28 protein-coding genes, 1 tRNA gene and 2 pseudogenes are annotated in these 26153 nt (G+C 36.1%); 16 read left to right on the forward strand and 15 right to left on the reverse strand.

The window, feature by feature from the left end:
* Positions 1-138: 138 nt before the first annotated feature.
* From IPH52_05010 to nrfH, 6 genes are all read right to left on the reverse strand, one after another.
* On the reverse strand, positions 139-351 hold the full coding sequence (locus IPH52_05010; protein MBK7054403.1) for a transcriptional coactivator p15/PC4 family protein: 213 nt from the start codon (positions 349-351) through the stop codon (positions 139-141).
* On the reverse strand, positions 351-1283 hold the full coding sequence (locus IPH52_05015; GenBank protein ID MBK7054404.1) for a ferredoxin-NADP reductase: 933 nt from the start codon (positions 1281-1283) through the stop codon (positions 351-353). The genes IPH52_05010 and IPH52_05015 overlap by 1 nt, the downstream gene beginning before the upstream one ends.
* Positions 1284-1381: 98 nt before the next feature.
* Positions 1382-1457: transfer RNA gene (locus IPH52_05020), tRNA-Lys, on the reverse strand.
* 75 nt (positions 1458-1532) lie between these two features.
* Positions 1533-3077 carry an alginate export family protein gene (locus IPH52_05025; protein ID MBK7054405.1) on the reverse strand — a complete coding sequence of 515 codons (1545 nt, stop codon included), beginning with the start codon at positions 3075-3077 and terminating at the stop codon, positions 1533-1535.
* A 287-nt stretch (positions 3078-3364) separates the two neighbouring features.
* Positions 3365-4795 (reverse strand): ammonia-forming cytochrome c nitrite reductase subunit c552, encoded by a 1431-nt coding sequence (locus IPH52_05030; GenBank protein ID MBK7054406.1) that lies wholly within the window; start codon positions 4793-4795, stop codon positions 3365-3367.
* 13 nt (positions 4796-4808) lie between these two features.
* Entirely contained in the window at positions 4809-5279 is a 471-nt protein-coding gene (gene nrfH / locus IPH52_05035) for a cytochrome c nitrite reductase small subunit (protein MBK7054407.1), read from the reverse strand.
* Between the two features lie 160 nt (positions 5280-5439).
* Here nrfH and IPH52_05040 point away from each other — a divergent pair, with 160 nt between their 5' ends.
* Positions 5440-5943 (forward strand): hypothetical protein, encoded by a 504-nt coding sequence (locus IPH52_05040; GenBank protein ID MBK7054408.1) that lies wholly within the window; start codon positions 5440-5442, stop codon positions 5941-5943.
* A 4-nt stretch (positions 5944-5947) separates the two neighbouring features.
* On the opposite strand, the gene IPH52_05045 is transcribed toward IPH52_05040, so the two are convergent.
* The gene (locus tag IPH52_05045; protein ID MBK7054409.1) at positions 5948-6382 is read right to left on the reverse strand and encodes a DUF2752 domain-containing protein; all 435 of its coding nucleotides are present in this window, start codon (positions 6380-6382) and stop codon (positions 5948-5950) included.
* A gap of 211 nt (positions 6383-6593) precedes the next feature.
* Here IPH52_05045 and IPH52_05050 point away from each other — a divergent pair, with 211 nt between their 5' ends.
* The 9 genes from IPH52_05050 (at position 6594) to IPH52_05090 (ending at position 13217) form a co-directional block, all read left to right on the forward strand.
* Complete coding sequence (locus IPH52_05050) at positions 6594-7007, forward strand: hypothetical protein (protein ID MBK7054410.1); 414 nt, start codon at positions 6594-6596, stop codon at positions 7005-7007.
* A gap of 316 nt (positions 7008-7323) precedes the next feature.
* Positions 7324-7542: a hypothetical protein gene (locus IPH52_05055; protein MBK7054411.1), complete on the forward strand. Its 219-nt coding sequence runs from the start codon at positions 7324-7326 to the stop codon at positions 7540-7542.
* Positions 7543-7658: 116 nt separating this feature from the next.
* Positions 7659-7910, forward strand: coding sequence for a type II toxin-antitoxin system Phd/YefM family antitoxin (locus IPH52_05060; GenBank protein MBK7054412.1), 252 nt, complete (start codon positions 7659-7661; stop codon positions 7908-7910).
* On the forward strand, positions 7907-8335 hold the full coding sequence (locus IPH52_05065) for a type II toxin-antitoxin system VapC family toxin (GenBank protein MBK7054413.1): 429 nt from the start codon (positions 7907-7909) through the stop codon (positions 8333-8335). The genes IPH52_05060 and IPH52_05065 overlap by 4 nt, the downstream gene beginning before the upstream one ends.
* Positions 8328-9059, forward strand: a complete 732-nt coding sequence (locus tag IPH52_05070; GenBank protein ID MBK7054414.1) for an NAD-dependent deacylase — start codon at positions 8328-8330, stop codon at positions 9057-9059. The genes IPH52_05065 and IPH52_05070 overlap by 8 nt, the downstream gene beginning before the upstream one ends.
* A gap of 70 nt (positions 9060-9129) precedes the next feature.
* Positions 9130-10113, forward strand: coding sequence for a hypothetical protein (locus IPH52_05075; GenBank protein ID MBK7054415.1), 984 nt, complete (start codon positions 9130-9132; stop codon positions 10111-10113).
* Positions 10114-10116: 3 nt separating this feature from the next.
* The gene (locus IPH52_05080; GenBank protein MBK7054416.1) at positions 10117-11493 is read left to right on the forward strand and encodes an MFS transporter; all 1377 of its coding nucleotides are present in this window, start codon (positions 10117-10119) and stop codon (positions 11491-11493) included.
* On the forward strand, positions 11493-12218 hold the full coding sequence (gene mtnC, locus IPH52_05085) for an acireductone synthase (GenBank protein MBK7054417.1): 726 nt from the start codon (positions 11493-11495) through the stop codon (positions 12216-12218). The genes IPH52_05080 and mtnC overlap by 1 nt, the downstream gene beginning before the upstream one ends.
* A gap of 6 nt (positions 12219-12224) precedes the next feature.
* Positions 12225-13217, forward strand: a complete 993-nt coding sequence (locus IPH52_05090; GenBank protein ID MBK7054418.1) for an aminoglycoside phosphotransferase family protein — start codon at positions 12225-12227, stop codon at positions 13215-13217.
* On the opposite strand, the gene IPH52_05095 is transcribed toward IPH52_05090, so the two are convergent.
* From IPH52_05095 to IPH52_05110, 4 genes are read right to left on the reverse strand one after another with little or no spacing between them, the layout of a single operon-like run.
* Positions 13214-13840: an energy transducer TonB gene (locus tag IPH52_05095; GenBank protein MBK7054419.1), complete on the reverse strand. Its 627-nt coding sequence runs from the start codon at positions 13838-13840 to the stop codon at positions 13214-13216. The genes IPH52_05090 and IPH52_05095 overlap by 4 nt on opposite strands.
* A 1-nt stretch (position 13841) precedes the next feature.
* On the reverse strand, positions 13842-14264 hold the full coding sequence (locus IPH52_05100) for a biopolymer transporter ExbD (GenBank protein MBK7054420.1): 423 nt from the start codon (positions 14262-14264) through the stop codon (positions 13842-13844).
* Entirely contained in the window at positions 14261-14680 is a 420-nt protein-coding gene (locus IPH52_05105; protein MBK7054421.1) for a biopolymer transporter ExbD, read from the reverse strand. The genes IPH52_05100 and IPH52_05105 overlap by 4 nt, the downstream gene beginning before the upstream one ends.
* Positions 14681-14684: 4 nt before the next feature.
* Positions 14685-15521 (reverse strand): MotA/TolQ/ExbB proton channel family protein, encoded by an 837-nt coding sequence (locus tag IPH52_05110; GenBank protein MBK7054422.1) that lies wholly within the window; start codon positions 15519-15521, stop codon positions 14685-14687.
* Positions 15522-15790: 269 nt separating this feature from the next.
* On the opposite strand from IPH52_05110, the gene IPH52_05115 reads away from it, so the two are divergent.
* On the forward strand, positions 15791-16435 hold the full coding sequence (locus tag IPH52_05115) for a hypothetical protein (GenBank protein MBK7054423.1): 645 nt from the start codon (positions 15791-15793) through the stop codon (positions 16433-16435).
* 19 nt (positions 16436-16454) lie between these two features.
* Positions 16455-16781 carry an STAS domain-containing protein gene (locus IPH52_05120; protein ID MBK7054424.1) on the forward strand — a complete coding sequence of 109 codons (327 nt, stop codon included), beginning with the start codon at positions 16455-16457 and terminating at the stop codon, positions 16779-16781.
* Here IPH52_05120 and IPH52_05125 read toward each other — a convergent pair whose 3' ends face one another.
* Positions 16782-18335, reverse strand: a complete 1554-nt coding sequence (locus IPH52_05125; GenBank protein MBK7054425.1) for a hypothetical protein — start codon at positions 18333-18335, stop codon at positions 16782-16784.
* The gene (locus IPH52_05130; GenBank protein ID MBK7054426.1) at positions 18336-19868 is read right to left on the reverse strand and encodes a SpoIIE family protein phosphatase; all 1533 of its coding nucleotides are present in this window, start codon (positions 19866-19868) and stop codon (positions 18336-18338) included.
* Between the two features lie 373 nt (positions 19869-20241).
* Between IPH52_05130 and IPH52_05135 the strand changes: the two genes are divergently transcribed.
* The 4 genes from IPH52_05135 (at position 20242) to IPH52_05150 (ending at position 23881) form a co-directional block, all read left to right on the forward strand.
* Entirely contained in the window at positions 20242-21231 is a 990-nt protein-coding gene (locus IPH52_05135) for a hypothetical protein (protein ID MBK7054427.1), read from the forward strand.
* 95 nt (positions 21232-21326) lie between these two features.
* Positions 21327-22280, forward strand: a complete 954-nt coding sequence (locus tag IPH52_05140; GenBank protein MBK7054428.1) for a polyprenyl synthetase family protein — start codon at positions 21327-21329, stop codon at positions 22278-22280.
* A gap of 146 nt (positions 22281-22426) precedes the next feature.
* Positions 22427-23134, forward strand: a complete 708-nt coding sequence (locus tag IPH52_05145) for a hypothetical protein (GenBank protein MBK7054429.1) — start codon at positions 22427-22429, stop codon at positions 23132-23134.
* Positions 23135-23308: 174 nt separating this feature from the next.
* Positions 23309-23881 carry a hypothetical protein gene (locus IPH52_05150; protein MBK7054430.1) on the forward strand — a complete coding sequence of 191 codons (573 nt, stop codon included), beginning with the start codon at positions 23309-23311 and terminating at the stop codon, positions 23879-23881.
* Positions 23882-23951: 70 nt separating this feature from the next.
* On the opposite strand, the pseudogene IPH52_05155 reads toward IPH52_05150, so the two are convergent.
* Together IPH52_05155 and IPH52_05160 are read right to left on the reverse strand one after the other, a co-directional pair.
* Positions 23952-25197: pseudogene (locus IPH52_05155) on the reverse strand (ABC transporter permease).
* 176 nt (positions 25198-25373) lie between these two features.
* Positions 25374-26067: pseudogene (locus IPH52_05160) on the reverse strand (twin-arginine translocase subunit TatC).
* Between the last annotated feature and the right edge of the window lie 86 nt (positions 26068-26153).

A 26153-nucleotide genomic window follows, 5' to 3' on the forward strand; every position in this document is an offset into this window, starting at 1 on the left:
ACCGATAAAAGATACGATAGGTCTTATTGTTCGTAATTAGGTTTGAATCCATATCATTTTCTATCGTTCTTCTCTTCGCGTCCTTCGTGCTCTTCGTGGTAAAAAAATCTTTTTATACAACCCCAAGGTGAGATTTTGCTAGAACATTGCACCGGCGGCGTTGATTGCTTCTTTGACTTGGTCATAAAGCTCGGGTGGAATGGCGATTCCTTTTTGTGTTGGTTTATACTCGTTATTCGCATCTGTATACCAAACTCGTAAGTTCAAAAGTTTTTTTCCTTTGAACTCGCTGATTTCTACGCGAATAATCTCGCCTTTGCCTTTGTCTATATCTTTAATAATTCCACTCATTAGTATGTCTCCACAAATAGTTGTTTTTGTTCTTTTAATTTTTCTTCAAAATGCGACAATTCACCGTTATCTCCAAGAGCTTTTTGTAATTCTTGTATAACACCTTTCTCCATTCCTTTTGGTCCGCCGCAAATGTAAAGACGACCATTGTTCACGAAGGATTGCTTTATTTGATCTGCATATTCTCTAATTCTATGACCAATATACATTCTACCTCCATCAAATGAATTCTTTTGTTCGCGGCTAATCGCTGTTACTAGCTTGAAGTTCTTGTGTTTCTTTTCTAGCTCTAAAAATTCATCGAGTAAAACGATTTCATCAGAATAAGGAGCGCCGTAGAATATTGTAATATTGCCGGTGAAGTTAATAAGTTTATGCTCCAACAGTTCATAAGTCATTCCATAGAAGGGAGCGATTCCAGTTCCAGTAGCGCAAAAGTAGATGTCACCGCTAAAGTCAGTCGTTGGGAGTAAAAAGTTTTTACCCGCAGGTCCAGTCATCGTCACTTCATCGCCTTCTTTTAGATCACACATATAATTTGAGCCGACGCCAGTGAATTTGACATTACCCTCATCATCATAAGCATTATCGCGTTTGATGATAAACTCAATCGAGTCTTCTTTCATCCCCATGGAATAGGTTGGAGAAGAGATTGAATAAAGCCGTATCGCATAATCCGTATTTTCCGCTCCTTTGGCTACCTTATCGGGATCCTGTCCAGGCGGAATGATTCCTGCACTTTGCCCGATTACAAATGGAAACTGAGAATGATCAATGCCGATGATTACTCTATGGATACAGGCAATGCCTTCTTGCTTTGGACGCTTACCTGTCCCAGGATTAGGTGTTAGCTGAATGTTTTTTAAAACTTTTGCTTTGAGTGGGGCAGATTTTTTAAATAGATTGATCTTTGGCTCTCTAGGTGCTTTCATTCTAGTTCCTTATTTTTAAAAACTTACGACAAGCATTCTTTGTGAAAATGTAAGGTCAATAAAAAAAGGAGGGGGGATTCCTAGCGCTAAAGAGAAAATGGTGCGTCGTGTAGGGGTTGAACCTACGACCCATTGATTAAGAGTCAATTGCTCTACCAACTGAGCTAACGACGCGTATTTCTTTTACAAGTTCATTTTTTTTAAGGCAGACATTTCGAAAAGCTAATTTTTTGAGCAATCATTTTAAAATTACATTACTGCTGAAATCATGAAATAAAAATATCGCGATGTAGGTTCAAAATTATACCGATTAGCCTCACCCACTTGTCTTACATTTCGAATCGCGTCTTGTGCTTGAATCAAAGAAAAGCCTGACCATATAGAAATATTTTCACTGTAATTATAAACCCAAGTTATATCATACTGAAAAAAAAGTCTCTTTCCTAAATGAGCATTGGGATCATACTTGAATCTTTCATTTCCTTTGCTTTCCGAGCTACCACCGTCTACTGTTCCTCCTGCTACATTATACCAGGCATCTTGCGATTTTGCCTTTTGGGTATCGTAAGCGGCTAATATGAATGTGCCGTAACTTTCTGTTTTATAATTGATCCTGGCTGAATAAGTTTTTATGTTTTGAAAACCTACTATTGTAGATTGTCCATTCATCATATTCCAATATGGCAAGGCACCGGCGATTTGAGGGAATAGAGGATTCCATGTATTAACCACACCATCATTTCGATTTGCATCACCCGATGCATAAGTATATCCAATACCAAGGCGAACATTGTCTAATATGAGAAAGCCTGTCTCTGCACTGACAAATTTGGAATCATACTTTACTCTTTCTCGATAAATTCTTTTTCCATCATAGGTTACTTGTGCGTAATCCCAACTTGCATTAATAATATCCCCATTCTTTCCTGTTTGTAAAGCAGATTCAATCGTCCAATCCCATAGCTTTCCTTTGGGCAAATTGTTGTTATTCGTTCTATTAGTAATTCGAATTCCGGCTGTAATTAGATTGTCTTTTTGCTTTTGTCTATCTTCCGTTGTAATCTGAGCATTCGGTAGCGCATAAGAAGGACTAGTCGCTGGAATCCATTTTTTGTGAATTCCAAACGCATAGAGGTCAATCCAGAAATGCTCCCAGGGTTTAACCGTATTATACGTTCCCGTAAAATACGCATCATCAATACTCCCTCTTCTTCTGCTGTTAGTTGTAACTAAGCCCCCCGGAGCGTCGTGTTGCTCTGATAAAACACTTCCCAATACATGAGAAGAAAAATATTTACTGTCGTGCATAAAGCGAACACCATCAAAAGAAAATCCATTGTTTAACCAATTAAGTGGTCCGAGTAATTTCAGATCTCCATAGGCAAAAATTTGTCTTCCTACTTGAATATTGATCGGAAGTTTGTCAGATTTTTTAAGAAGAATATAAGCCTCTCTGATATCCGTGCTTGATCTTTGCACTGTAGGAGTTGTTGTGCTTGCGGGAGTAATTTCTCTACCGGCATTATTTGATAGCGCATAACGCGTGTCACCTCCAGCACTTGGATTTTGGTTTCCCCAGAGCCTTGCATCTTGAATTGTAATCTTTGCTGCAAAATAAGGTGATGGATCTAGTAAAAACCAGACTTGTGAATTTTGACCAACAAAATTTGTATAATCATCTGTGTTTCGATTGAAGTCAGCATTCTGTCTTGACTCATATCGTGGACGTAGATGAAAACCCACTTTCAGTTTGTCATCCAACCAAAAAGTCTTGCTTTTTCGTAATGCTCCCATTTGTTCGGGTGTTACGAGTATAGATCTAAGATGTTCAATATTCGTATTTCCCTTTTGATCGCTTTTGTAGGATTCTGGCAAAACGGTATTAACCGCATCTTTCACTGTAGATGCATTTTCTTGTTTCGATTCAGATGTTGTTTTAGCATCTAATGGCTGTTTAGTCGGATCGACGATTTCACTCGTGGTCTTTGATGAATCACCTTTGTGGACTCAGGCTCAATTTTTTCTTGAGCCGTAAGTATCGAAGTAAAAAAAATAAATAGTAGTAAGATTAATTGCATGTTTTATTTCCCAATTTTTTGAACATTTAATTGTCCTTGTCTTGCATAGTCGATTGCTTCCGCTAAAATTCTAAGAGATTCTCCGGGAGCATGAAATCCCATTGAATTTTCGGCTGCAACAAAATCAACTCTCCATTGAGCTTTTCGGTGAAAGTCTCTTGCTGACTCAAGAGATGCATCCGATGCACCTTTGCCTTTAGCCGCTTCAATATCTTTGATGAGTGATACAGTAACGCCCTCTGCTTTTAGTAATAGTTCTTTTGTTCTATCTTGAATGATTTCAACTCTTGCTTTGATTTCTTTTTCCGGATAACGGTGACAAGTCTCACAGGATGCAGCAACATTTAACATAGGGCTTCGAACATGGTGATCGCTAATTTTGATTGCCCCTTCCCTTTTATATGGCATATGACAATCAGCACAGGACACACCGCTTCGTGCATGAATGCCTTGACTCCAAGTTTCAAATTCTGGATGTTGCGCCTTCAGTACCTTAGCCCCTGATTTTTTGTGTTCGAAGTCTTTCCAGGCAACATCGTCATAGTATTTTTCGATTTGTTCCATCTTAAGACCGTTGTGCCAGGGATAAGTAAGATTTTTTTCTGGACCTTTGAAATAGTATTCCACATGACATTGACCGCAAACAAAGGAGCGCATTTCCTGTCTTGATGCCATTTTGTTTACATCGTATTCTCCTTTCTTTCCTTCTTTTCGCCAGCGTTCAATGCTCGGTAAATGAGGAGTAGGCGCAGAAGATTGAGCTAAATTGCGGATACCATTGATAAACCCCGGGCGGTTTACCTCTAATTGCATTGATTCTACATTATGACAATCCACACAGGAAACTGGATGCTTAACATTTTTTGCAGCGTCTTTATAGGACATAGCGCATACTAGATCGAAGCCTTTCTGAATTTGTGCTTCTTTTTGATCATCAGGAACGCCTGCTTTTTTTCCTTCCGATTTATAGAAGGGGATAACGGAAGCATGGCAATGAAGACAGGCACCTGGTTGTTTGAATTGTTTTACTCGCTCTGTTTCATTTTGATCTTGCAGCATATAGGCATGTCCTCTCTCTTCTCTAAAGTCAACGCCGAACGCATAACCGGCAAATAACTCCCGAAGAAGTGGATCGTCATCCAATTTTTGAAATGCTTCACTTCCACCGTGTTTGGTTCTTTCAATATCAACAGTTCTTTTGTAACTATCGTATTGACGTGGAAAATTTTTCCCCCATTCAGCGGGATCAACAGTATCTTCTGTTAAATTGACTACGCGAAATACATGATCTTTAGCTTCTGCTTTTCTTTCTAGAATACTTCCGATTAACAGCATTATTGCAAAGACTGCGGCAGACACAGAGACTAGTAAGCCTATAAGTATTTTTCGATTTCCACTTTCTATTTTTTTTAGTAAACTTTCTATCCAGTTCATTTCTAACTCCTGTTTATTTTGTTGGTCCATGCCCGACAGCTGCATGGCAATGGATGCAGTTCAATTGAGACTTATCACTGTTACCCTGATGAATTTCAGCGACAAACTTTTCATGACAATTTACGCAATTTTCTAGAAGAATTTTTCTATTGGATTCGCGAATTCGAATAGGCTCATGATAATCATAAAAAGTAAATCCCTTTGAATGCCAAAAGCCGTTATTCGCCTTACTAATATATTTCGCTACGATGTTCGTTGGCGTGTGGCAACTATTACAAGTTGCATTTGCATGGTGACTGGACTTTTGCCAACCATCATAGTGCTCTCGCATGACATGACAATTGGCGCATACTTTGGGATCATCAGAAAGGTAAGCTGCACCTTCTGCAAAGTAAAAAGTATAGGCACCAAGACCAAATAGAGTGCCGAGAGATAGAATCGCAATGAAAAGAGCAACAGATTTTGGATAATTTCTTTGGGACATGAAAGATATCATCGATATATGATGAAAAGAATTGCAAGTATTTCTATTAATTAGTGTAAAAAAAATACATGATATATATCAAATACACTAATACGGTCGTTGATAAGTAAGGCTTTTTTTACTGTTCATAAAGAATTCGCCTAAGAAAATGACTCAGTAAATGCAGAATAATCTTTACAATCAATACAAATCAGAACAAAAAAGATATAAGCTTTTTGTTCCACTGCTTCGCTATTTTGGATTTTCTATGCTTGGGCTTTATCTCTATCTTCTTTTTTCAGTGAAAGGTCTTGATACGAAATATTTTTTATTAAATATCTACGCGCTCTATTGCAATGCTTCTGTCATGATTTTATTTCAGTATTATAAAATTCCATCTTTATTTAGAAATCTTTTTTCCCAAACCGATTCAGTGGTAATTGATTCTTACGGGATAATTAATAGTAACCGCATTGAAATACATCGTTCTTTTTTAGTTGAACTTTATGGTCGTAATTATACCGAAGAGCAGATGAATTATAATCTTGACGAAATCAAAAAATTAATTATGTCTTTAGAAAGACTAGATTGGGAAAAAATCGGCAAGATCTACTTTATAGTTTTTTTTATTATCTCCATTTTGCTGTTTAATTTACTTTATCCGCTTGAAGTAAATTCTATTTAATTGGCTAGGTTTGTAGCCATCGCATGAGAGAGAATGTTTTATGGAAGTCATAAAAATACTGTAGTAAATACGCATTTGCCGTAACGAAAGCCCAAATGCGAACTAAGCCGAAGCCAATAAATAAAACCCCAAAGATATACTGACCCGGGACAAAGAATCGGTTGTATTGTTGATAAATTGAAACAAAGGAAGGAAAAAAGAAACTCAAAATCACATAACACTGTGCAGCCGCAACTAGAAAACCGAATGGGTTGAAGTATAACGCTTCAATAAAGTGCAAATGAAATATATGAACTAACGCTCGCCCCATTCCACAGCCCGGACAAGGAACTCCTGTTAAATGAAAAAAAGGACAAATAGTAAAATGAGAATCTCCAGTCGGCATAATAAAGTATGCCGGCAAGAGCAAGATTGCTAGAAGTTGAATGTTTTTTATCATATAGAGTTAAATTATTGAAATAGTAAGAAAAATGCAAATTAAAATAGTGCGTTTTTTATTAGGGTGTCCTGCTAAATATTCTTGATATTTTGAGGTTGCTCGCTTACTATGGCTAAGCGAATTTAACTCCAATGTTATTAGAGGAATATTTGTTAATAAAAAAAGCCTAATATAAAAAGTATATTGGGTAGTAAAATTTAGGAGATTTAGTATGAAAGACATTTCATTACTTCCAGGTGAAGAAAAAGTTTTTGAACTTGAAGCGGATTTTTGGAATAGAGGCAATAATCCTATTCAAAGAGTGTTTGGTAATATCTTTAGGGTGATTGCTAAACTGCTAGGAACTAGAATTCATGGCAAGCTAATTGTTACCAATCTTAGAGCCTTAGAAATTAGAGAAACAATCAATTGGTATTGTTTCCCTACTCGAACAGAAGTCAAACTATTGACTAAGAGCAGTATTAAGGAAGTTGGGTATACTATGGAGAAAGTCTGCTTAGTTTTTTGTCCAACTTTTTCATTGTATTATGAAGGACATACACAGGCTACTATTATTGCTATTGAAAATGGATCTGACGAAAAAATGTTAGATTTGTTAGCCAAATTCTATAATGTAATTAAGTAAAGTTTATAAAAGGGATTGTATAAAAGCAGAATAGCTTGGCGCAGATTGATGCGAAATCACATTTTTCCGTGACCTTTTGTAATGCTTTTAGACAGTCTCGTATAGATAAGAAATTATGGTTACATTGATTGATAAAATAAGATTATCCTTTTATCCATCTGTGATAGTTTTATTTTCTATATTCTTTACAGCGTTAGCTTTTCTTTTCACCCAAAATCTTCTTATTCGAATTTCAGCAGTTGGTTTATCATTATACTTTTTTCATTTTGCTATAATACTGTTTATGACTATTCCGTCAAAAATTCGCTCAGTAATAATCTTAGTAAATAAAAATAAAAATCAAATAAAAATCCAGTCCTTTGAAAAATATATGACTGCTCCATGCGGGCGACAAGTAACTAGAATAACTTTACAAAAACTAATGCGATTAGATGTATACAAATCATTAAAGAAAGATTTTCCCTTAAATTTATTTAGTATAAAAAAAAATGAAACTCGCATCGTCTATTACAAAGATGGAAAAAAAGTTACTTAGTGTCATAATCTCATTCTGAAAAATCATCCCCAGTGATTATCCTAATCCTTTTTATCCTTGACAGAAAAACCTTACAATATTACAACTGACTAGACTGACTAGATGGGAGGCTTCCGATGAGTATAGCACAGGCATGGCAATTACAGGATGCAAAAAGTAAATTTAGTGAATTAGTTGAGTCTGCGATTTCTAAAGGACCTCAGTTTGTTACAAAGCGAGGCGTAAAGTCGGTCGTTGTTATTTCCATTGACGAATTCAATCGACTCAAAAAACCAAAAGAGGATCTACTTTCTTTTTTTAACAGCGCACCTAGAATTGATTTAGTCATAGAGCGCAAAAAAGATTTCGATAGAGATATTTCTCTATGAAGTATTTACTGGATACTTGTTTTATTTCGGAGCTAATTAAAAAAAAGCCGAATCGTGGCGTCGTCAATTGGCTAGAAGATAAAGATGAACATTCCTTATTCCTAAGTGCATTAACGTTAGGCGAAATTAAAAAAGGAATTTCCAAATTACCAAACTCAAAAAAGAAAGAAGAACTCGGACGATGGCTCCTTCAATTACAAAAAAGATTCGATGATCGAATCCTTCCAATCGACTCAGATGTCTCTCTCAAATGGGGACAAATACAAGGCGAGTTAGAGCAAAATGGAAACTCGATGCCATCTATTGATGCTCTCATCGCCTGCACTGCCCTAGTTCACAATCTAATCATTATTACCCGCAATGCAAAAGATATAAAAAAAAGCAAGGTAGAAACCATTGACCCTTGGGAGCATATTCATGATTAACCAGCAACTTATAACTAAAATCAAATCAGCAAAGCGTGTAGCAGTTTTAACTGGTGCGGGAATTTCTGCGGAGAGTGGTATACCTACATTTCGTGGTGCTGGTGGGTATTGGAGAAATTACCGAGCAGAAGATTTGGCGACACCGGAAGCATTTGCCCGTGATCCTAAGCTTGTTTGGGAATGGTATGCCATGCGAATGCAAGTTTGTCTAGATGCAAAATCAAATCCCGGACATGAAATCGTTGCCAAGATGGAATCTTACTTTCCAGAATTCCTACTCGTCACTCAAAATGTAGATAACCTTCATGCGCGTGCGGGTAATACCAAATTAGTCGAAATTCATGGAAATATTTTTACGGCAAGATGCACTTCTTGTCAGAAGAAATTCAAACTGGAAGGCGTTCCGAAGCAGATTCCTGTTCGTTGTGAATCCTGTGACGCATTAGCAAGACCTCATATTGTTTGGTTTGGCGAAACGTATGATATGAATTTACTACAGAGCGCTAGAAGTTTCTTGCTTAAATCAGATTTGATTTTCATAATTGGAACTTCTGGTCAAGTTGGAGTGCCCGTTCAATTGGCAAGCGAAGCAATCGCTCATGGTTCCTATGCTGTAGAAATCAATCCAGAGAACTCAACCATTTCAAATCAAGTGGATATGCATTTTGCAAATTCTTCTGGAGAAATTCTTCCTAAGATTTGGCAAGAAATTATTGAAAAATAAACTTGATGTTTAAAGCTGAATTTGAATTGTTTAAATCTGTATTCAATTTTTTCACCTACGGGAGTTTTTCATGAGACAATTTTCCAAGAGTATTCTTTTTCTTACAATGCTATTTTTTATTTCTTCCATAGCTCTTGCTAAGACCGGTGATGACAAAGGAATTCGAAAAGCAATCAAAAAGGCAGACACGGAATTCTTTAAGAATATCAAATTAGAAGATTTAGAAGCGGGAAATAAACCTGATGCCGACGGAAAAACATTGATTACCCGCATGGAAATAGATGGAGTCAATGCTCTCGTCGGTGCTTTCAAAAATCCAAACGTAGAAGTCAGAAAGCGCATTTACAAAGAGCTTTTATATCCTGATATTTTCCGGGATTTAGAGGGAGTGACTGTTTCCGATTTCATGTCTCAAGATAAACAGTTAAAGCAGTATCTAGAAAAAATCAGATTAGCCATTTATTCTGTTGATGAATTCGAAGACTCGGAAGCTAGCGATGCGTTATCCGCTCTAGTGAAACAATATGGCTACAGTGTCAAAGAAGCAATTAAGATGAAGAATCCAAAAGCATTAGCCTTAATGTCACCTGAGTATTTTAAAAAATCGAATCTCGAAGATCCTAAGACTGTAATTGTTAGATTCAAAAAGAATGGTGTAAAGACACTTGTGAAAGCGTTGGAGTTTGAACCAGCGAATCCTGATACTAGAAAGCTAATCATAGAAAGTCTCTTTTATAAAACGTTAGGTGGACCGGAAAAAGTAATTTCCAAAAAGAAGACAAGAGAAGCAAGAGCCGAGAATTTATTCCTGATCGCAGATAAAGAAAAGAATCCAGAAATTAGAACCCAACTGATAGAATTAGCAGAAGCTTATTATTTACCAGAAGAAGAGATGGTTCTTGAAGAGAAGGGTGATAAAGGAGATAAAAAAACTCCAAGTGACAAAATTGAATCAGCTAAATCTTCTGATGACGACGAAGATGAGTTGCCAGCGAAAGAAGTAAAGAAAACAAAGTCCAAGAGTAAAAAAAAGAAAACCAAATCAGAAGAATAATCGATGTTAGCCACAGAACATCGAAAAACATTTCTATCTTATATAGGTCTTGGTGAGCTCAGTTCGCAGGGAAGTCGGGTTATACTTGCGTTCTGGATGATTATAGGAATGACCTTTTTTCTTTTCGGAGATCAAAACTTAATTGCACCGAATCTAAAAAATATCGCTAGCTCTTTTGGCATAGTAGACCAAAAAGAAATTGATTGGTATATGGGTGGTCTTATACCTATTTTCTTTTTTATTCTTGGTGGATGTGTCTCAATTTCTATGGGATATTTTTCACAGAAGTTTTCTCGTAAAAATCTACTTATCTTTTCTGTTTTAATGGGGGAAATTCCTTGTATGCTCACAGGATTTTCTACTTCCTATGCAGAATTTTTTATCTACCGTGTTTTGTGCGGATTTGGACTCGGTGGTGTTTTTCCGATTTTATTTTCTATCGTAGGTGATTATTTTTCTTCTAAGTCGAGAGTAACGGCTACTGCCTATGTGTCGCTTGCTATGGGTCTTGGTGTAGGTATAGGACAATTAGTCGGCGGACTTTTGGGACAGGCAGATCCAATCAATGGCTGGAGAACAAGCTTTGTTGTTATGTCTGCGCCTTCTTTTTTATTTGCTTTGATTTATGCTTTTTTTTGTTCTGAGCCAAAGCGTGGCGCAAAGGAAGAAGAATTTCAAGACATTGATGTGGATGACTTAAACAATCGACTTTCCTGGCAAGATGTAAAAGTAATTTTAAGTAGTAAAACAAATTTAGGAGTATTCTTGCAGGGGATTCCGGGTTGTGTGCCTTGGGGAGTTTTCTTTGTATTTCTAGTTGATTATTATGAGACTGCTTATTCATTAGGGAAGGCAGAGGCTTCTGGCTTACTCACATTTGCCGCTATAGGAATTTTTCTTGGGACTTTTTTGGGTGGAGTGATTGGACAGAGATTATTTAATATTAACCGCACCTATCAACCAATATTTGTAATGACATCTATCTTTTTAGGAGTATTTCCCTGTCTCTTTTTATTACATGCAGGTCCGATTGTAAATTCTCCTCTTTTTATTTTGGTTAATATTTTTACTGGAATGATTATTACATTCCCGCTTTCCAATGTGAGATCTATTTTGATTAGTGCGAATGCTCCTAAGAATAGAAGTGCTGCATTTGCCCTATATAATTTGACCGATGACTTAGGTAAAGGGCTCGGTCCCGCCTTGAGTGCAATCATATTGACGTTAGTTCCAGAGAGGACGACGGCTTTGTCAATCTCCATTTTGTTTTGGATTCCATGTGCATTATTTTGGTTGCCAATCGTGCTTTATTTTAAAAAAGATGAATTGAATGTAAGAGAATCTTTGGTTCAAGATGCTCTGAGGATAAAGGCAAATTAATGAAACTCGAAGAATACGCTGTATGTTTATTTGATATTGAAGGAACTACTACACCGATTAGCTTTGTTCATGAGACCTTATTCCCTTATGCAAAAGATAAGATTGGTGATTTTATTTTAAATGGTAAGCTCGATCCAAAAATAGTAAAAGAATTAATTGAAGAAAATAGAAAAGACATTTCTGAAGGTTTCTTTTCTGCTCCCATTCTCGGCACTGATCATATAGTGAATTTACAGGTGCTCGTTTCCTATTTACAATACTTGATTCGAGTAGATAGAAAGAGTAAGCCTCTAAAAGAAATCCAAGGTAATATTTGGAAGATTGGATATGAGAAGGGAGAATTAAACAGTATTCTCTTCAGTGATGTCCCTGATTTTTTTTCCAGATTAGAAGAACGTAAAATTAAAATTGCAATTTACTCTTCAGGAAGTGTTGAAGCTCAGAAATATATTTTTAAGCATTCAAATTTTGGTGATATAAGTAAATACATTTCTGCCTACTTTGATATTAATGTTGGATCAAAGCGAGAGTCTGATAGTTATATTGAAATCGCACGGCAACTTGGCTGTAACCCTAATCGTGTATTGTTCTTTACGGATGTAAAAGAAGAAGCAGATGCTTGCTCTCATGCAGGCTCTTCTGTATACATAGTAAATCGACCGGGTAATCATCGTCAGCCTACACATACCTATCCAATATTACAGGATTTTACATCTCTAATCTAAATTTTTATGACCGATCAAAACTCTACAGCAATGAATCAATTTCTTTCTTATAAAGGAGAGAAATTTCAAAAGATAACTCTTATTCCCAAAGAAGCGTCTGTGCGAAATTATTATCGTGTCCACTATGAAAGCTCTGAATTAGTATTAAGCATTGATGAAAATTTTACAGGCACTCCGTATCCATTTTTAGAAGTAAGGGACTTTTTAAAACAGAATGAAATTCCAGTTCCTGAAGTAATTCGATTTGATACCGATTTACATGCTATTCTGATGAATGATGCTGGTGAAAAAGATCTTACATCGATTGAGGATGATGATGAGTATGTGCTAGAATTAAGAAAGTCACTTTCCTATATTTTAAAATTGCAAACAATAAAGCCAATTCCTCTTATTGAAGGTAAATCATTTCATTATGAAAAATTAATGTTTGAAGTAGACCACACCTATTCCGGATACAATCGTTTTAAAGAAACATACAAGATTGATCTTGCGATTACAAGTGAGATGTATGCCTTCTTGCAAGAGGCTTGTGGTTTTTTAGCAGGCTTTCCTGATAAAGTAATTTGTCATAGAGATTACCATGCACGTAATATCTTATTGAATGAGAGAGGCAAACAGACTATCATTGATTTTCAAGACATGATGATGGGCACCCCACAGTATGATCTAGCAAGTCTAGTCTATGACGCCTATCGTCCTCTTTCTCTAGCAAAGAGAGAAGATTTATACAAGTTCTTCAAAGAGCAATCCCCACAGAAGGACAAACGCTTTCGCGAATACTACCTGACGCAAGCGTTACAACGTTCTTTTAAAGCCCTTGGAACCTATCTTGTTCAATTCCATGATAAAAAGAATTTTCGATTCAAAGAAAGTATCACCAAGTCTCTTGATAATCTAATGGAAATCTCCCAGTTAGGAAGGTTTCCTGATCAGCTTTACGTATTCTTCTATTTATTAAAACAGCAGCTAATAGATAATGAGTTATTTCAGAAGAATTAATTTAATTTAAATCGTATTGGAACAAGAACTTTTACAGTAATTGCTTTGCCTTCTAAAAAGGAGGGTGAAAACTTTTTAGATCTATAAGTCTTAATAGCTTCTTCTTCTAATCCAAAACCAAATTTCTTTCCAACAGATCGGACTTGTAGCACATCACCAGTATCCGCTATAACAATTTCTAGAGTCATGGCACCTTCTATACCTGCTGCTCTTGCTTCTTCGGTATAGTCTGGCTTAACACTTGGACTTAAATCAATGGGGGCAGTTGCTCCCGAAAGAATTGAATCTTGCGCTCCAGCAATTCGTGGATCTTCCTTTATTTCTTTTTTTAGTTGATCCGCAAGTTCTACATCTCCATCTGTTGGAGTATCAGCTGTGTTTTCTGTAATAGCGACAGAGTCAACAAAGGCTACTTCATCTACGAATTTATCCAGAGAGTTAAATTTTAAATCAGGTGTATACCAAAAAAACAATACGAGCAATTGTAATATGGTAGAAATCGTTAGACCAACATTTAAGCGGTTACGATCTATAAACCGGTGAACAATTGCGCGTTTAGATCTTCTTGGTTTTACTTCCGGATTATTCTGATTATGCTCTTTATCTAAAGTTGCTTGTGCCATTTTAGTTTCCTTTGGGTCCGCCACCCGCTGATGTCTGGGTAACGAGTGATATACTGAGTGCACCGGCTTCTTTTAGCATATCAAATACATTATCTACTTCATTGTAAGTCAGGTCTTTGTCTGCATGGATTAAAACCTTTAAATCTGGCGTAGTTGCAAGCTTAGCACGAACATTATTGATTGCTTCCGGAAGTGGAACTCGTAGAGAATTATAATATACGGTTCTATTTTTATCAGCACTTAAGTATATATTCGATACTTTCTTGTTTAACTGCTCTCCACCTGGAACATCTGGAAGTGCAATTGGTAAATCAGGATCAGAGTCTAACACAGATGTTACCATGAAAAAAACCAAAAGCAAAAAAGCAATATCAGCCATGGAACTAACGGGTATAGATGGATTTGTTTTATTTCTTCTTATCATTTCTTTTTCCTTACATTCACTTGGGTAAATCCTCTTAATTGTATGGCGGATAACGCATCTAACATATTGCCATACTTTGTTTCACCACTTGTAGAGATGATTGCTAATTTTTGTGACAAATCAGGAATTTCTAATTTGTTTAGCTCTTCTCTAAATTCTTTGAGTGACTTATAGTATTTTGTTCCCACAGAAGTATTCCGCAGAGATACAGTATCTCCACTAACGTTTATTTCAAATACATTTGAACGTAATACTTGTGTTGGAGGAACATTCTTTCTTGGGAGTTTGATATTCAATCCTTCTTTCACAAAAAATACTGCGGTCACCATAAAAAATACCAATAGGAGAAATGCGATATCCGACATAGATGCCGCTGATATTTCTTCTAGTTCTACTTTTTTCTTTAATTTAACCATTGTCTTACTTTGCGGCTAACGCGCCTTTCTTGCGTAGTAGTTCTTTGTAGATTTTATTTGCGCCTTCTTCTACTTCAGTTGCAAATCCATTTACCTTACCAGTTAAGAATTGATAGAATGACATTGTAGGAATTGCTACAATTAAACCGGCTGCTGTTGTGATCAGGGCTTCTTTAATACCACCAGCTACTACTTTTGCATTTACTTGGTCAGCATTTGCGATTGCATCGAAGGCATTAATCATACCGGATACAGTTCCAAGGAATCCTATGAGAGGTGCGATTGTAGAGACAGACGCTAAGATGGTTAAACCTCTTTCTAGGAGAGTGATAACTTCAGCGGCTTCTCTCTCTACCCCTTTTGCGAATAAGTCAGGGTCTCCACTTGATACATCAATTCCATCTGAAAGAATTTGGGTAATTCTTTGTTCTCCATTTTCTTTTAGAAAAATAAGCGCCCCATCGTATCCTTTTTCTTCTATCTTATCCGATAAGATTTGATTGTAGCCTTTAGAAACAAGCTTGGTTGTAAAAAAGAAATAGAGTCTTTCGAATGCGACTCCAAAGCCAATAATGGAAGAGAGAGCGAGAGGCCACATAGACCAACCACCAACAATGAATAAATCAACTAAACCCGGACTTTTCTTTGGCGCTGCTTCTGCAGGCTTTTCTGTTGCTACAGGTGCATCTTTTGTGTCTTTTATTTCTGTCTGAGTAGTCTTTGCTGGTGTATCCGTGCTGGATTGAGAAAACAGGGCAGGCGTAAGTAAATAAAGTAGTGTAGTTAGTATCGCTGTAAAGGTAAGTGTTCTGACAGCAGTTTTAGGAATTAGAAATTTCATTTTTTTCTCCGTAAATTCATTTTACCAAGAGATAGTATTAAACTCTCTTTTGATTAGGTTATTTTTCTCAAAAAATCATTACAATTGAATTACAGGAAAGTTAAGAGTCTATTCTACTGAGATAAAAAAATGGCTAAAATCATTTAAAATCATTTGTAGATTGTTACAGTTTTCCAGCCTGTTATAAATTAAATATTAGTAGAATTTACTTTCACTATTAAAATTTTGCTTTACAAAAAAAGAATTCCAACTAAAAAGTCTTAGCACCTATGAATTCTCATAATATTGAATCGGCTGAATTTCTGCGAATATTTCACTCAGGGCAGCCTGTAGTAATTAAATTTCAGCAGGTATCGCCGCTCGATATGGATTATGTCCGCAAGGTCACAGAGACTCTTCTGGAAGAAAAAAAATTGACTCATTTCTTTGCCTTTGCGCACACTGTGATAAAGGAGTTCTTACAAAATGGCGTCAAAGCTACACAAAAAAGAATTTTCTTTAAAAATAACGGATTAGACATCGATAAGAATCATAAGCAGGCAATTGAGCAATTCAAAGAGTCTATGTCTAATGGAGATATTCACACTCATCTTCTAATGGAAGGGATGGAATTTCTAGTCGAGCTGAGTTTTCAAGAAATAAATAAGAACAGTATACTTATTGTGGTTAGAAATCATGGCGAGATGAATGCAAGTGAAATTAAAAATGTGAATTTTATGATTGATAGAGGAAGAAAGACGAACGAAGTTTCGGACTTGTTATCTGATGAGACATCCAACAAAGAGGGTGGAGGATTAGGTTTAAGTATGATTGTTATTCTAATGAAAAAGCTTGGATTAACCCCGGATTGTCTCTATTACGAAGTAAAAGATTCATTTACTTCCTTCAATGTTAGAATTCCTTACACTATATAAATGATTTTTCGGAGGGGAAATGGAACTTAAAGTTAGAAACCTTAATAAAAGCAAAGTATTTCAATTGGTAGGAAGTTTAGACATCTATACTGCATCCAAAGTAAAAAAAGAAATTACACAAATAATTGATGATGAAGAAGTTGAATCTGTGATTCTAGATATGGCAAACGTAAACCATATGGATTCTTCTGGAATTGCACTGCTTGCAAATATACAAAAGAAAATGAAGTCAGGCGGAAATAAGTTCGGTTTACTTTCTCCTACGAATGATATTATGGCAGTGTTGAAGCTTTCTTCTCTCGATTCATTTTTTACGATTTACAATTCTGAAGCGCAAGTTAAATGATTATTTGATTGTTATTTTTTGAATATCATCGACATCGATGGATTTATCTGACCGGCGATCGTTCAGTAGAAATGAATCGCCGGAGTCCCTCTTAAATTTATATCCCAATAAAGTCTTACCGTTCTTCAATTGAACTGCGATTGGTGGATTCTTTAATTTGAGATTTTGATTCACAGTAATTTCACTTAATAGGGTAGTCGGAACTTTAGATGAGAAGGTATTAATGGAGACGTTAATCTTCTCTTCTTCGAATGTGATTACCTTTCCTTGAATACTTCTTCCATCGCTAAAGGTTAGTTTCATGATTAGGCTTTCCGGGGAATCAAACTTTTCTTCTTCAACAGGCGGTGGAGTAGGTATCGCTGCTTGTTCTCGAATGACAGCTACTTCCTTTGATACCACTTCTGTGGATTCTTTTCTTTCTTCTTTGTCCTTTAACTTAATCGTTTCCAATTCTTTCTTGAGTTCTACTAATTCTTTTTGAACTTCTGGATCTGCATTTGTTTTTGCTTCTTCGTTTGTGAGCTTTTCAACAATCAAAGATTTCATGATTAAAGCAGAGCCTTCATCGACTTTTTGAACAATGTCTGTATCGCCTAACTTCTGAGCATTGGATTTTGAAAAATCTGTAAGGTCCTCATTTTTTTCGTAGATACTACCAATGAGAAGTAAACGACGATTAGCTTTTATTGCGACTTCTTTGTCGGCTTCTTTCTTATCTAAAAGACTTAGATATTCGGTGATGGCTTTACTTGTTTGACCTAATTCTTCAAGACTACGAGCACGCATATAATTCTGATCATTAGAACGATTTTCTAATCTTTCTAATTGAGCAAGAGTTTCTTTGTATTGACCGGTTTCATACAAAAGACTTGCTCTTTCAGCCTCAGTCTTGTTGCCGCTATTGATATCATTTATTTTGCGCTCACCCTCCAAAAGAACATTGATCAGAATACGTGCGTTATCCGCAAAGTGACTTCCTACAAACATATCTTCTGTCTTTCGAAGTTTTTCGATTGCTGACTTTGTATCTCCCATCATGGCGATGCAAAATCCACTGTGAAGCATTATAAATCCATATTCATCGCTTTCTTTATTTGCGAGGGTTTTTTCCATTTCTTCGTATTTCTTTACGGCAGTTGCAAACTTACGAGTCCTTTCCATATAAAAACCAAATTGAATTTTCATCATATCATTCTGGTCTTCTTCTAAAGTAAGTGGGCTCTTTGTAGAAATAACACGAACAATATTAACGATACCTAAACCAAATTTTTCAAGTGGAGACAACTTGGTAGTAGTCTCACCCAATTGAGCGTTCATGACGCTCGATTCTAGGATATTTACTTTAATTTCATTGGTATAATCGTCTTTAGTGAGCATCATTTGACGAATCTTATCTTTTAAAACCTTAGAAGATAATTCATAATTGAGAAGTTGTTCTTTGGTAAGTTGGAATCTTAGTTCTTGGATTTTTACATCAATGATGGCACGCGAAGCCAAACCGAAAATAATCAGTATTAGTAAAAAAAGCAGGATGAGTATCTTTCTTTGCATTCACGGTATCTCCACGAGAATCATAGAAACGTCATCTCGATAATCTATTGCAAATTTATCCAATTCTTCTGCAAGTAGCTCTAAAAGATCTTTATTGGGTATATGCATATTAGCCTCAATAATATCCAGAACTCTTTTCTCAGAAAATTGCTCATCATCTTTTCCGGGACTTTCAACTAGTCCGTCTGAATAAATTAAGAGTTTATCGCCTGGCTTTGCTGGCATTTTAATTACTTTATAATCAAATTCATCCACCATTCCTAAAGGAGGTCCGACACTCTTAAAATAAAAAATTTCACCAGTCGAAGGACGAAAGCAAATAGGAGCGTTGTGTCCTGCATTACTGCATAGAATTTCTCCATCTTCAGCGATTAAAAAGAAAACGGCGGTTGCGAAGAAAGAAGATTGAAAGCGGTTCCCGATAATATCACCGAGTTTTTGAATGATGTAGCCTGGATGAATGGACTTGGCGATGATATTTTCGAGGCTCATTATAAGAACAGTTGTGACAAGGGCAGCCGATACTCCATGACCAGAAGCATCCGCAAAGAAAATCCCTTGGTATTCTTTTTTGTTCATTTTACCAGCAGGGAATTTGTAAAAATGATAGATATCCCCACTCACTTCTCGCATTGGACGATAGGAAGTCGCGACCTTAAGGGCTTTGAGTTTCTTATTAGAAGGAAGAAACATTTCCTGCACTTCACGACCAATTTTTAATTCTTTATTGATTTCTTCGTTTAGAGTGCTAATAGTTTGAATCGTTTCTTCAATCTTGCCAGCCATTCCATTGAATGCCTGTCCTAGAACATCCAACTCATCTTCTCGGTTGAATTTCCAGGTCGCTCTAGATGTAAGATCACCCAAAGCCATCTTGTCTGTAGCATCCTTCAATTGACTTACGCGAGAGAAAATAACACGATAGATATAAATTCCAAATAGAATATGAGAAATAAGTCCCCATATAAAGGCAACACCGATTTGGTAGTAAAGCTTTGTTAAACGCTCTTGCATGGTCTTAATGCTTAGTTGCGTGCTTAAAAATAGTGGTCCTGCCTCTTCTGGCTCAGCAACGAGAGGAATTAAAAACTTAATAGTAAAGTCTTCTTTGTTTAATTCTAGTTTGTATTTGGAAGAAAAAACAGAAGTGGTATCAGAGATTTCTTTTGCTTTTTTGGTTAGGTCTTCTTCTGCCATTTCGCCTGTGACGATTCCCTTTTCGTTGTACCAAACTTCTCCGGTTTTATCAAAGATTCTAAATTGAAAGATCTCTAAGTAAAATAAGTTTTCCTTTAAGGCTTTTAGATTGGCTTCGTCAGCTTTGGATATTTTTTTAGAGTTCAAGTCGGTCATTACCGAGGTAACAAAGTTCTCAGACTGGTATTTAAAGTTTTTTACCAAAAGTTCTGTTTGGTTTTCAAAAATCATAACAGAGAAGAATAGAATATTAACTAAAGCCAAAAAGGAATACAAGATACCGATTTGTAGTCTTAAGGATCTAGAATTTTTAAATTGATTCAATATTGGATTCATTGACTTTTGATTTTTTACTTAAAAATACTCATTTTTACAAAAATGCTCTTTTACTAATTCGCTTTTTCAGAAAAAACTTTCATTACTTATAATATAAAATCCTTTCAAAATGGTCTACTGATTTTCTTAAGCGAAAAAATAACAAATTCTGTAAATATATGATGCTATTCAATTCTTATTTTCGGATAGAAACTCACAATTTCGTAGACGTAAAGTAGTTTTTACCAAAAAAATTAAAATATTATTCATCTTATTTGTTAGTATTTATAAATAGGATGAGGAAGTTTCAAATCGCAACGAAATTCAATATAGTTCTTGCAATTCTTGGGGAAGATAATTATATCTCTATTTTTCCTAAATTTAGGATTTATTCATGAGACTATTTACAGCACTATTCTTACTTATTGTCAATACAGTTCTCGCCGACATGGTTACACTTAAAAATGGGCAGGTCCTGATCGGTAGTTATATCAGTGAGGATGATAAAAAGATTAAATTCCAAGTTTTTAATGAAGTTAAAACCATCACGAAATCTGATATCGAAACCTTTGAATTGGGTTATAGCGGAGTCCCCGTTTGTTATCAATTGCAAAGCAAATGGTCGCAGACATGCGGGGATGTAATTCACCTCCTAGACAAAAACAAAATGGTTTTAGGAAAGGGAAAAGGGCTTCTTGACAAAGAAGAGTTACAACTCAAAGATTTAAAGAAAATCAGTCTCAAAAAGAACAAGAAGGAAGAGAAAATCTTCTTCATTCTTAAGCCGGGACTTACTGTTACCTTGCAATCGAAAGGAAAGACCATCACAGGGGAAATTCAGTCTGTGACAACCGATACAATGTCTGTAAAGACTAAGAATGAAAGCCTTTCATTCAAAGAGATTGATGTAGAAGAGGTCTCATGGCAGGGAGGCTCACAAAAGATTTCTCTTTCTTTTTTAAGGTATGTCGTTCCAGGACTATTTCAGTTCCAAGAAGGCAAAAGGTTTAAAGGTATTTTATTAGGCTTTTTATTCTTAGGATTTGCGGGAGGCATTGGTTCTGAATTCGCATCGGCTCGCAGTGCCTTGCAAAATGATACAGATATAATCCTGTTAAACAATAATATTTACATTGGAAGCAATATCTATCCAAATCAGGAATATGAAAAGCATCTGAAAAACATGAATTATGCAATCGGTGGTCTAAGTTTAATCTACCTATTTCATTCTTACGAAGTGTATTCATTTACGAGTTCTAAAGGGGTTAAGGCTTCTATTCATATGCAATTGCCCCCTATGGAATCATCGCAAGCATTCCGACCCGACCTAGACCCGGGTAGAAGAACAACTGGAATCGAATTTCGAATCTCGTATAGTTTCTAATTCGATTTTATTAATCCAATAATAATGGAATTGTTGAAAAAAGAATCATAGATAAATACTGTCCTATCGAGGGTTAAATAATTTTGGCAAAACCACTGAAGATAGAAGTACCTCTATTAATTAAACAATTTAATAGCAAATTAAATGCAATTATCAAAGAAGATCTTCCTATTCTAGAAGACATCAAAGAAAAAGTTATCGAATCCGGCGGTAAACGAATTCGACCATTGACTCATTATTTTCTCACTCAGCTTTTGGGTTATCGAGGTAAAGAGTGGTTAGACGTTGGAACGATTGCGGAACTCATTCACGCAGCTAGTCTATTACACGATGATGTAATTGACGGAGCAGATATGAGACGCGGCAAACCTACGATCGGAAAACTCTACGGCAATAAGACTGCAATTCTCGCAGGAGACTACTTACTCGCCTGTGGAATTGATCACCTCAATAGATTAAACAATCCAAAGCTCATGAGTGCATATACGAGCGTTATCCGCGATCTCTCTGTCGGAGAACTCATACAAATGCAATGGGAAAAAAATGCAAAGATCACAATGAACGAATACAATCAAATCATCTATGGTAAGACTGCATCTCTTTTCGGAGCCGTTGGTTTGACTGCGGGAATACTTTCGGAAGTAGAGGAAAAGAAAAAACAACGACTGCATCAGTTCGGGGTTAATATGGGTATGCTCTTTCAAATCAAAGATGACTATATTGACTATTTCCAGAGTTCCGAAAATTCAGGAAAGACACAGATGAAAGATTTTATCAATGGTCTATATACCTATCCTCTCATTGTCCTTCGAGAAAAAGCAAATAAAAAAGAAATTGCTGAAATTACTAAAATCCTTGCTCTTCCAGAACGAGGGGTAACAGAGGTTATGCGTATTAACGAATTGCTATTCGCATATTCTGTTCAAAAAGAAATCACTCTTCGCTTGAAAAAGCTTTCGGAAGAATTAGTCAACTTTCTAAAAGAATTCACCGAAAGCCCTATTCGCAAAATGATGATTGAGAAGATTGAAGAATTAGTAGAAGGGTAAGTGGTATGTGTGTATGGTTAACTTATACGTTGGTTATACGGTGGACAATACCCCGACAGAAGCATTGGACTAACCGCCTTTCTTTAGAAGCGACAAAAATGGAGTAATCTCACATTGTGGTTTCGCAAAGTGATTTAGGAATTACTATGAAGATGAATAATATTTATTTAACGCTATCGAAAAGCTATATCAGACAACTTACATCAGTCATTTTCTTCTTATTCCTATTTTGGACAAATTCCATTTTATCTCAATCGGAATCTAAATCACAATCAGAGATTAGAAAAGAGCGCAGGTTTCAAGTAGCAGGCTTTAAATCTAGAAATGAATACCATTCTGCTATGATTAGCTATAATTTGAATGAATCATTTACTATTGGATTAGATGCGCGTCAGGTAAAAATAACAGATGAAAAATCATTGACTAATTATTCAGATCAAACCAAAACCAATGAACGCGATAGCTATCTATTTCTGCAATGGTTTCCATTTAAAGTTGGTGGACTTTATTTCTCTGCACGTGCCGGCTACTACAAAGTAACCTTAGAAAACGAAAACTGGTATTTGAAATCCTATTCTTATTCAAACTTCAATTATGAATTCAAATCTATGAATCTTTCAAAATCAATGTATGGTGGTGGAGTTGGATATCGCTGGGTGTTTGATAATGGAATATCTCTAGGTATAGAACTGTTTGAATCAAAACACTACAAAAGATCTTTGCGGCAATTCAATTTTATCCTCGACTCAGATAAACAGACTAGCTTGATGGATTATTTTTTAAGTAAATACGACCGTCAGGATTATATTGCTAAGCCAACTAGTTTCTTTATTTCAATTGGTTATAGTTTTTAATTGGGAGAATAAAATTTTACCCATTCTTTAAAATGCTTTGCATAGTCTACTACGCATTAGCCGAGGTGTGCTTGGAATATAACTATTCTGTTGCTTGTGTATTTACGTATTTAATACTTGCATTAAAAGAACTTAGATTAGAATTTATAAAATAAATTCTCCAAAGGATTGTTTATGAAATATACTTTACTAATTTTACTTTTTGCTTTGTCGGCATGTGTAAGTTACCCCAATCGTGAAGAAGATAAAACTCCTAAGAACAATGCTTTCACTGCTTATTTAAAAGATAGAGCAATGGATTTTAGGGATATAATAACAGTAACCGGTTCTTTTGGTTTTATGGGTGGAGTGAAAGCACAGTTGGGTCCTGTTGGTCTTGGTCTTTATGCGGAAGATGGAGGTGGACTTGGACATTCTGGAATACCACTCGCAGTAGAAGGAGGACTGAGAGGCGGAGAACTGGGAGAGCATAAGACGCGGGAATTAATTTTTGTTCTGAACAAAACATCGAGTAACCCCTCTGATAGTGATAAACTGTTTCGTGCTAGTGAGAGATGCAAAAGTTATGAGAACTCGCTAGATAATCTTTCTTCTTATACAAGGCTTGGTGTAGGTGGTGGAATTATTCTTGGCGCAAAATTAGAAGTAAACCCCGGAGAGCTTTTAGATTTTATCCTGGGAATTTTTCTAATTGATATTTATCGTGATGATATTTATCTAAAAGGAAAAAAGAAATGCGCTTGGTGATAAATACGATATTCAAGTAGAATAACTCACCTTGCGTAAGGTGAGTAGAATAATTCTGTTTTTGTAGTGGTTAATCGTTCTTAATCGTTTCGACTGGGTCTAAATTAGCTGCCCATCTAGCTGGGAAATATCCTGCGAGACCGGAAAGAATTGTAGCAGCAGTTGTAACCATAAAGATAAAAGATATATCAATGTCTACAGGCAGATGATCAAAATAATAAATATCCTTAGGAACAAGCTTTACATCTCGCCATTCACCGGATTTACTGAGTCCACGACCGAATGTATTAATGACTTCGCTCAATCCGTCTATGATAGATTCAAGATTATTCGCGTAGTATATACCGATTATCCCCCCGATGATGGAGGCAAATAAACCAATGATCATAGAGTTCAAAGTAAAGATTAATAAAATAGAAGAAGAAGGAAGTCCGAGTGCTTTTAATGTTCCGATAGATTTTCTTTTCGAGCGAACTAAAGAATATACAGTTGCAACCATTCCGAGTGCGGCTAATACAATGAACAAGAATACGATATTAGAGATGATTGTCTTCTCCATTCTAAGTGCGCCGAGAAAGTTTGCTTGCTCTTCTGCAATGGTTCGAACAGAAAAATATGCACCCGCTGTAATGCTGCTATCAAAGTCAGAAGACCCGATTGTTTGTAAAATCAATTGCTTACAGTATTGTAAATCATCTAGTGATTTGACTTTAACCGTTATTTGGTTTACTGAGTTTTTCATTTTAAAAAACTTTTGTGCCGTAGGTAGAGACATGAAGATAAACTTAGAATCGTAATTATAGTATCCTGTCTTAAAAAGTCCAGTCACTGCAAAAGAGGAAATATTTAATTCTACACCGCGGCTAACATTGAAACTGCCGCTCGGAACAGCAAGTGTAATTCCCCGACCTAAATTGTAATTATAAAGGAGAGACATTTCTTTTCCAATCACTACAAGGTTCTTGGAGTTTAATTCTTTTATATCTTCTCGATTGTAGTATTCTAGTTTTGGAAAATTGGGAACTTGGTTTTGCACTAACTCTTCTTCGTTTGGAATTGAATTACGCGAATCATCACCTGCACAAACGTATTGTTATTCTGCAAGAGTCCGTGACTTGTGATATTACCTTTGCATGGAGATAACTTTCTTTGAGAGTAGGGTTTTGCAAGAGTAATTCTACCATTCTTTCGTACTTTGAATTTCGCCGCTTGCTGTATTTTTCAATGGTGATATGATGACCACCACTCCAGAGAGATTCTTTCACCTGACGTTGGAATCCGTTGAAGATAGATAACACAACGATCAAAAGAGAGATGGCCGACCATCATCGCAATAAAAGAAAGTCTAGATTTAAGAGATAAAGACAGAATACGCGAGAGCCGCGAATATAACGAAAGGTAATCAGGGGAAATAATGTTCATCGAATTTATAGATTTTATTAAATTACTAGGCTGTCAACGCAATCAGCCGAAAGGATTTGAAAATCATTGCTTAATTCGCTTTTTCTGCATTTTTTCTGTGACGCAGATTAGGGATGGATGCAAAAAATAAAACTAGAAGGGAGCAAAGCATCATCATCGAAAACACTATGGTCCTGGAGAAAGTATTGCTGAGAATACGGAGAGGATAACGATCTTTTCGCGCCACTTAGCAAGTAGATAACCAGAAGTCCCAATCGTCCTAAAAGAAATAATACGACAGGAAGTTCGAAGCTCAGTCCAAAGATGAGATGAATATTAAAAACATCGTAGTATTCGTCAATCGGAAGCTTCATATCATATCAGGGAGGTCGAAACATTACAAGAAAAATCTTTAGAAAATTTTCAAATACAGTAAACCAGCAAAGTGCCAAACCACCCCAAAAAGTATAGCAAGGTTATCATCAATTTGCCGTAACGCTCCATACTGACATCGACAGCAGGAGCGATGAAGCCCCAGAGGATATAGAGAAGAAGGGAACGCTAAACAATATGGCTAAGACAATGAAGTTTTTAAATAAATGAGCATTGGAGCCATAGTTGATTTGATAGGTAGCATTGGCTCTAAAACTTTCTTATAAGGAGAGCAAGATAGTATGCACTTCAGAACCGAAAACATAAAACCCAATAGTAAAAACTGTAACAATAAGGATACAATGAATTAGCCGCTGACGTAACTTTTCTAGATGATCGCCGAGGACATGAATTTTTCTCGATTGTCTGTGGGGATAACATCATTTTGCTCTTCTGCTACGATTGGAAGAGTTGGCTTTGTGGCAGTCAAGTTGGTTCA

The sequence above is a fragment of the Leptospiraceae bacterium genome, assembly GCA_016708435.1.
Classification (GTDB): domain Bacteria; phylum Spirochaetota; class Leptospiria; order Leptospirales; family Leptospiraceae; genus UBA2033.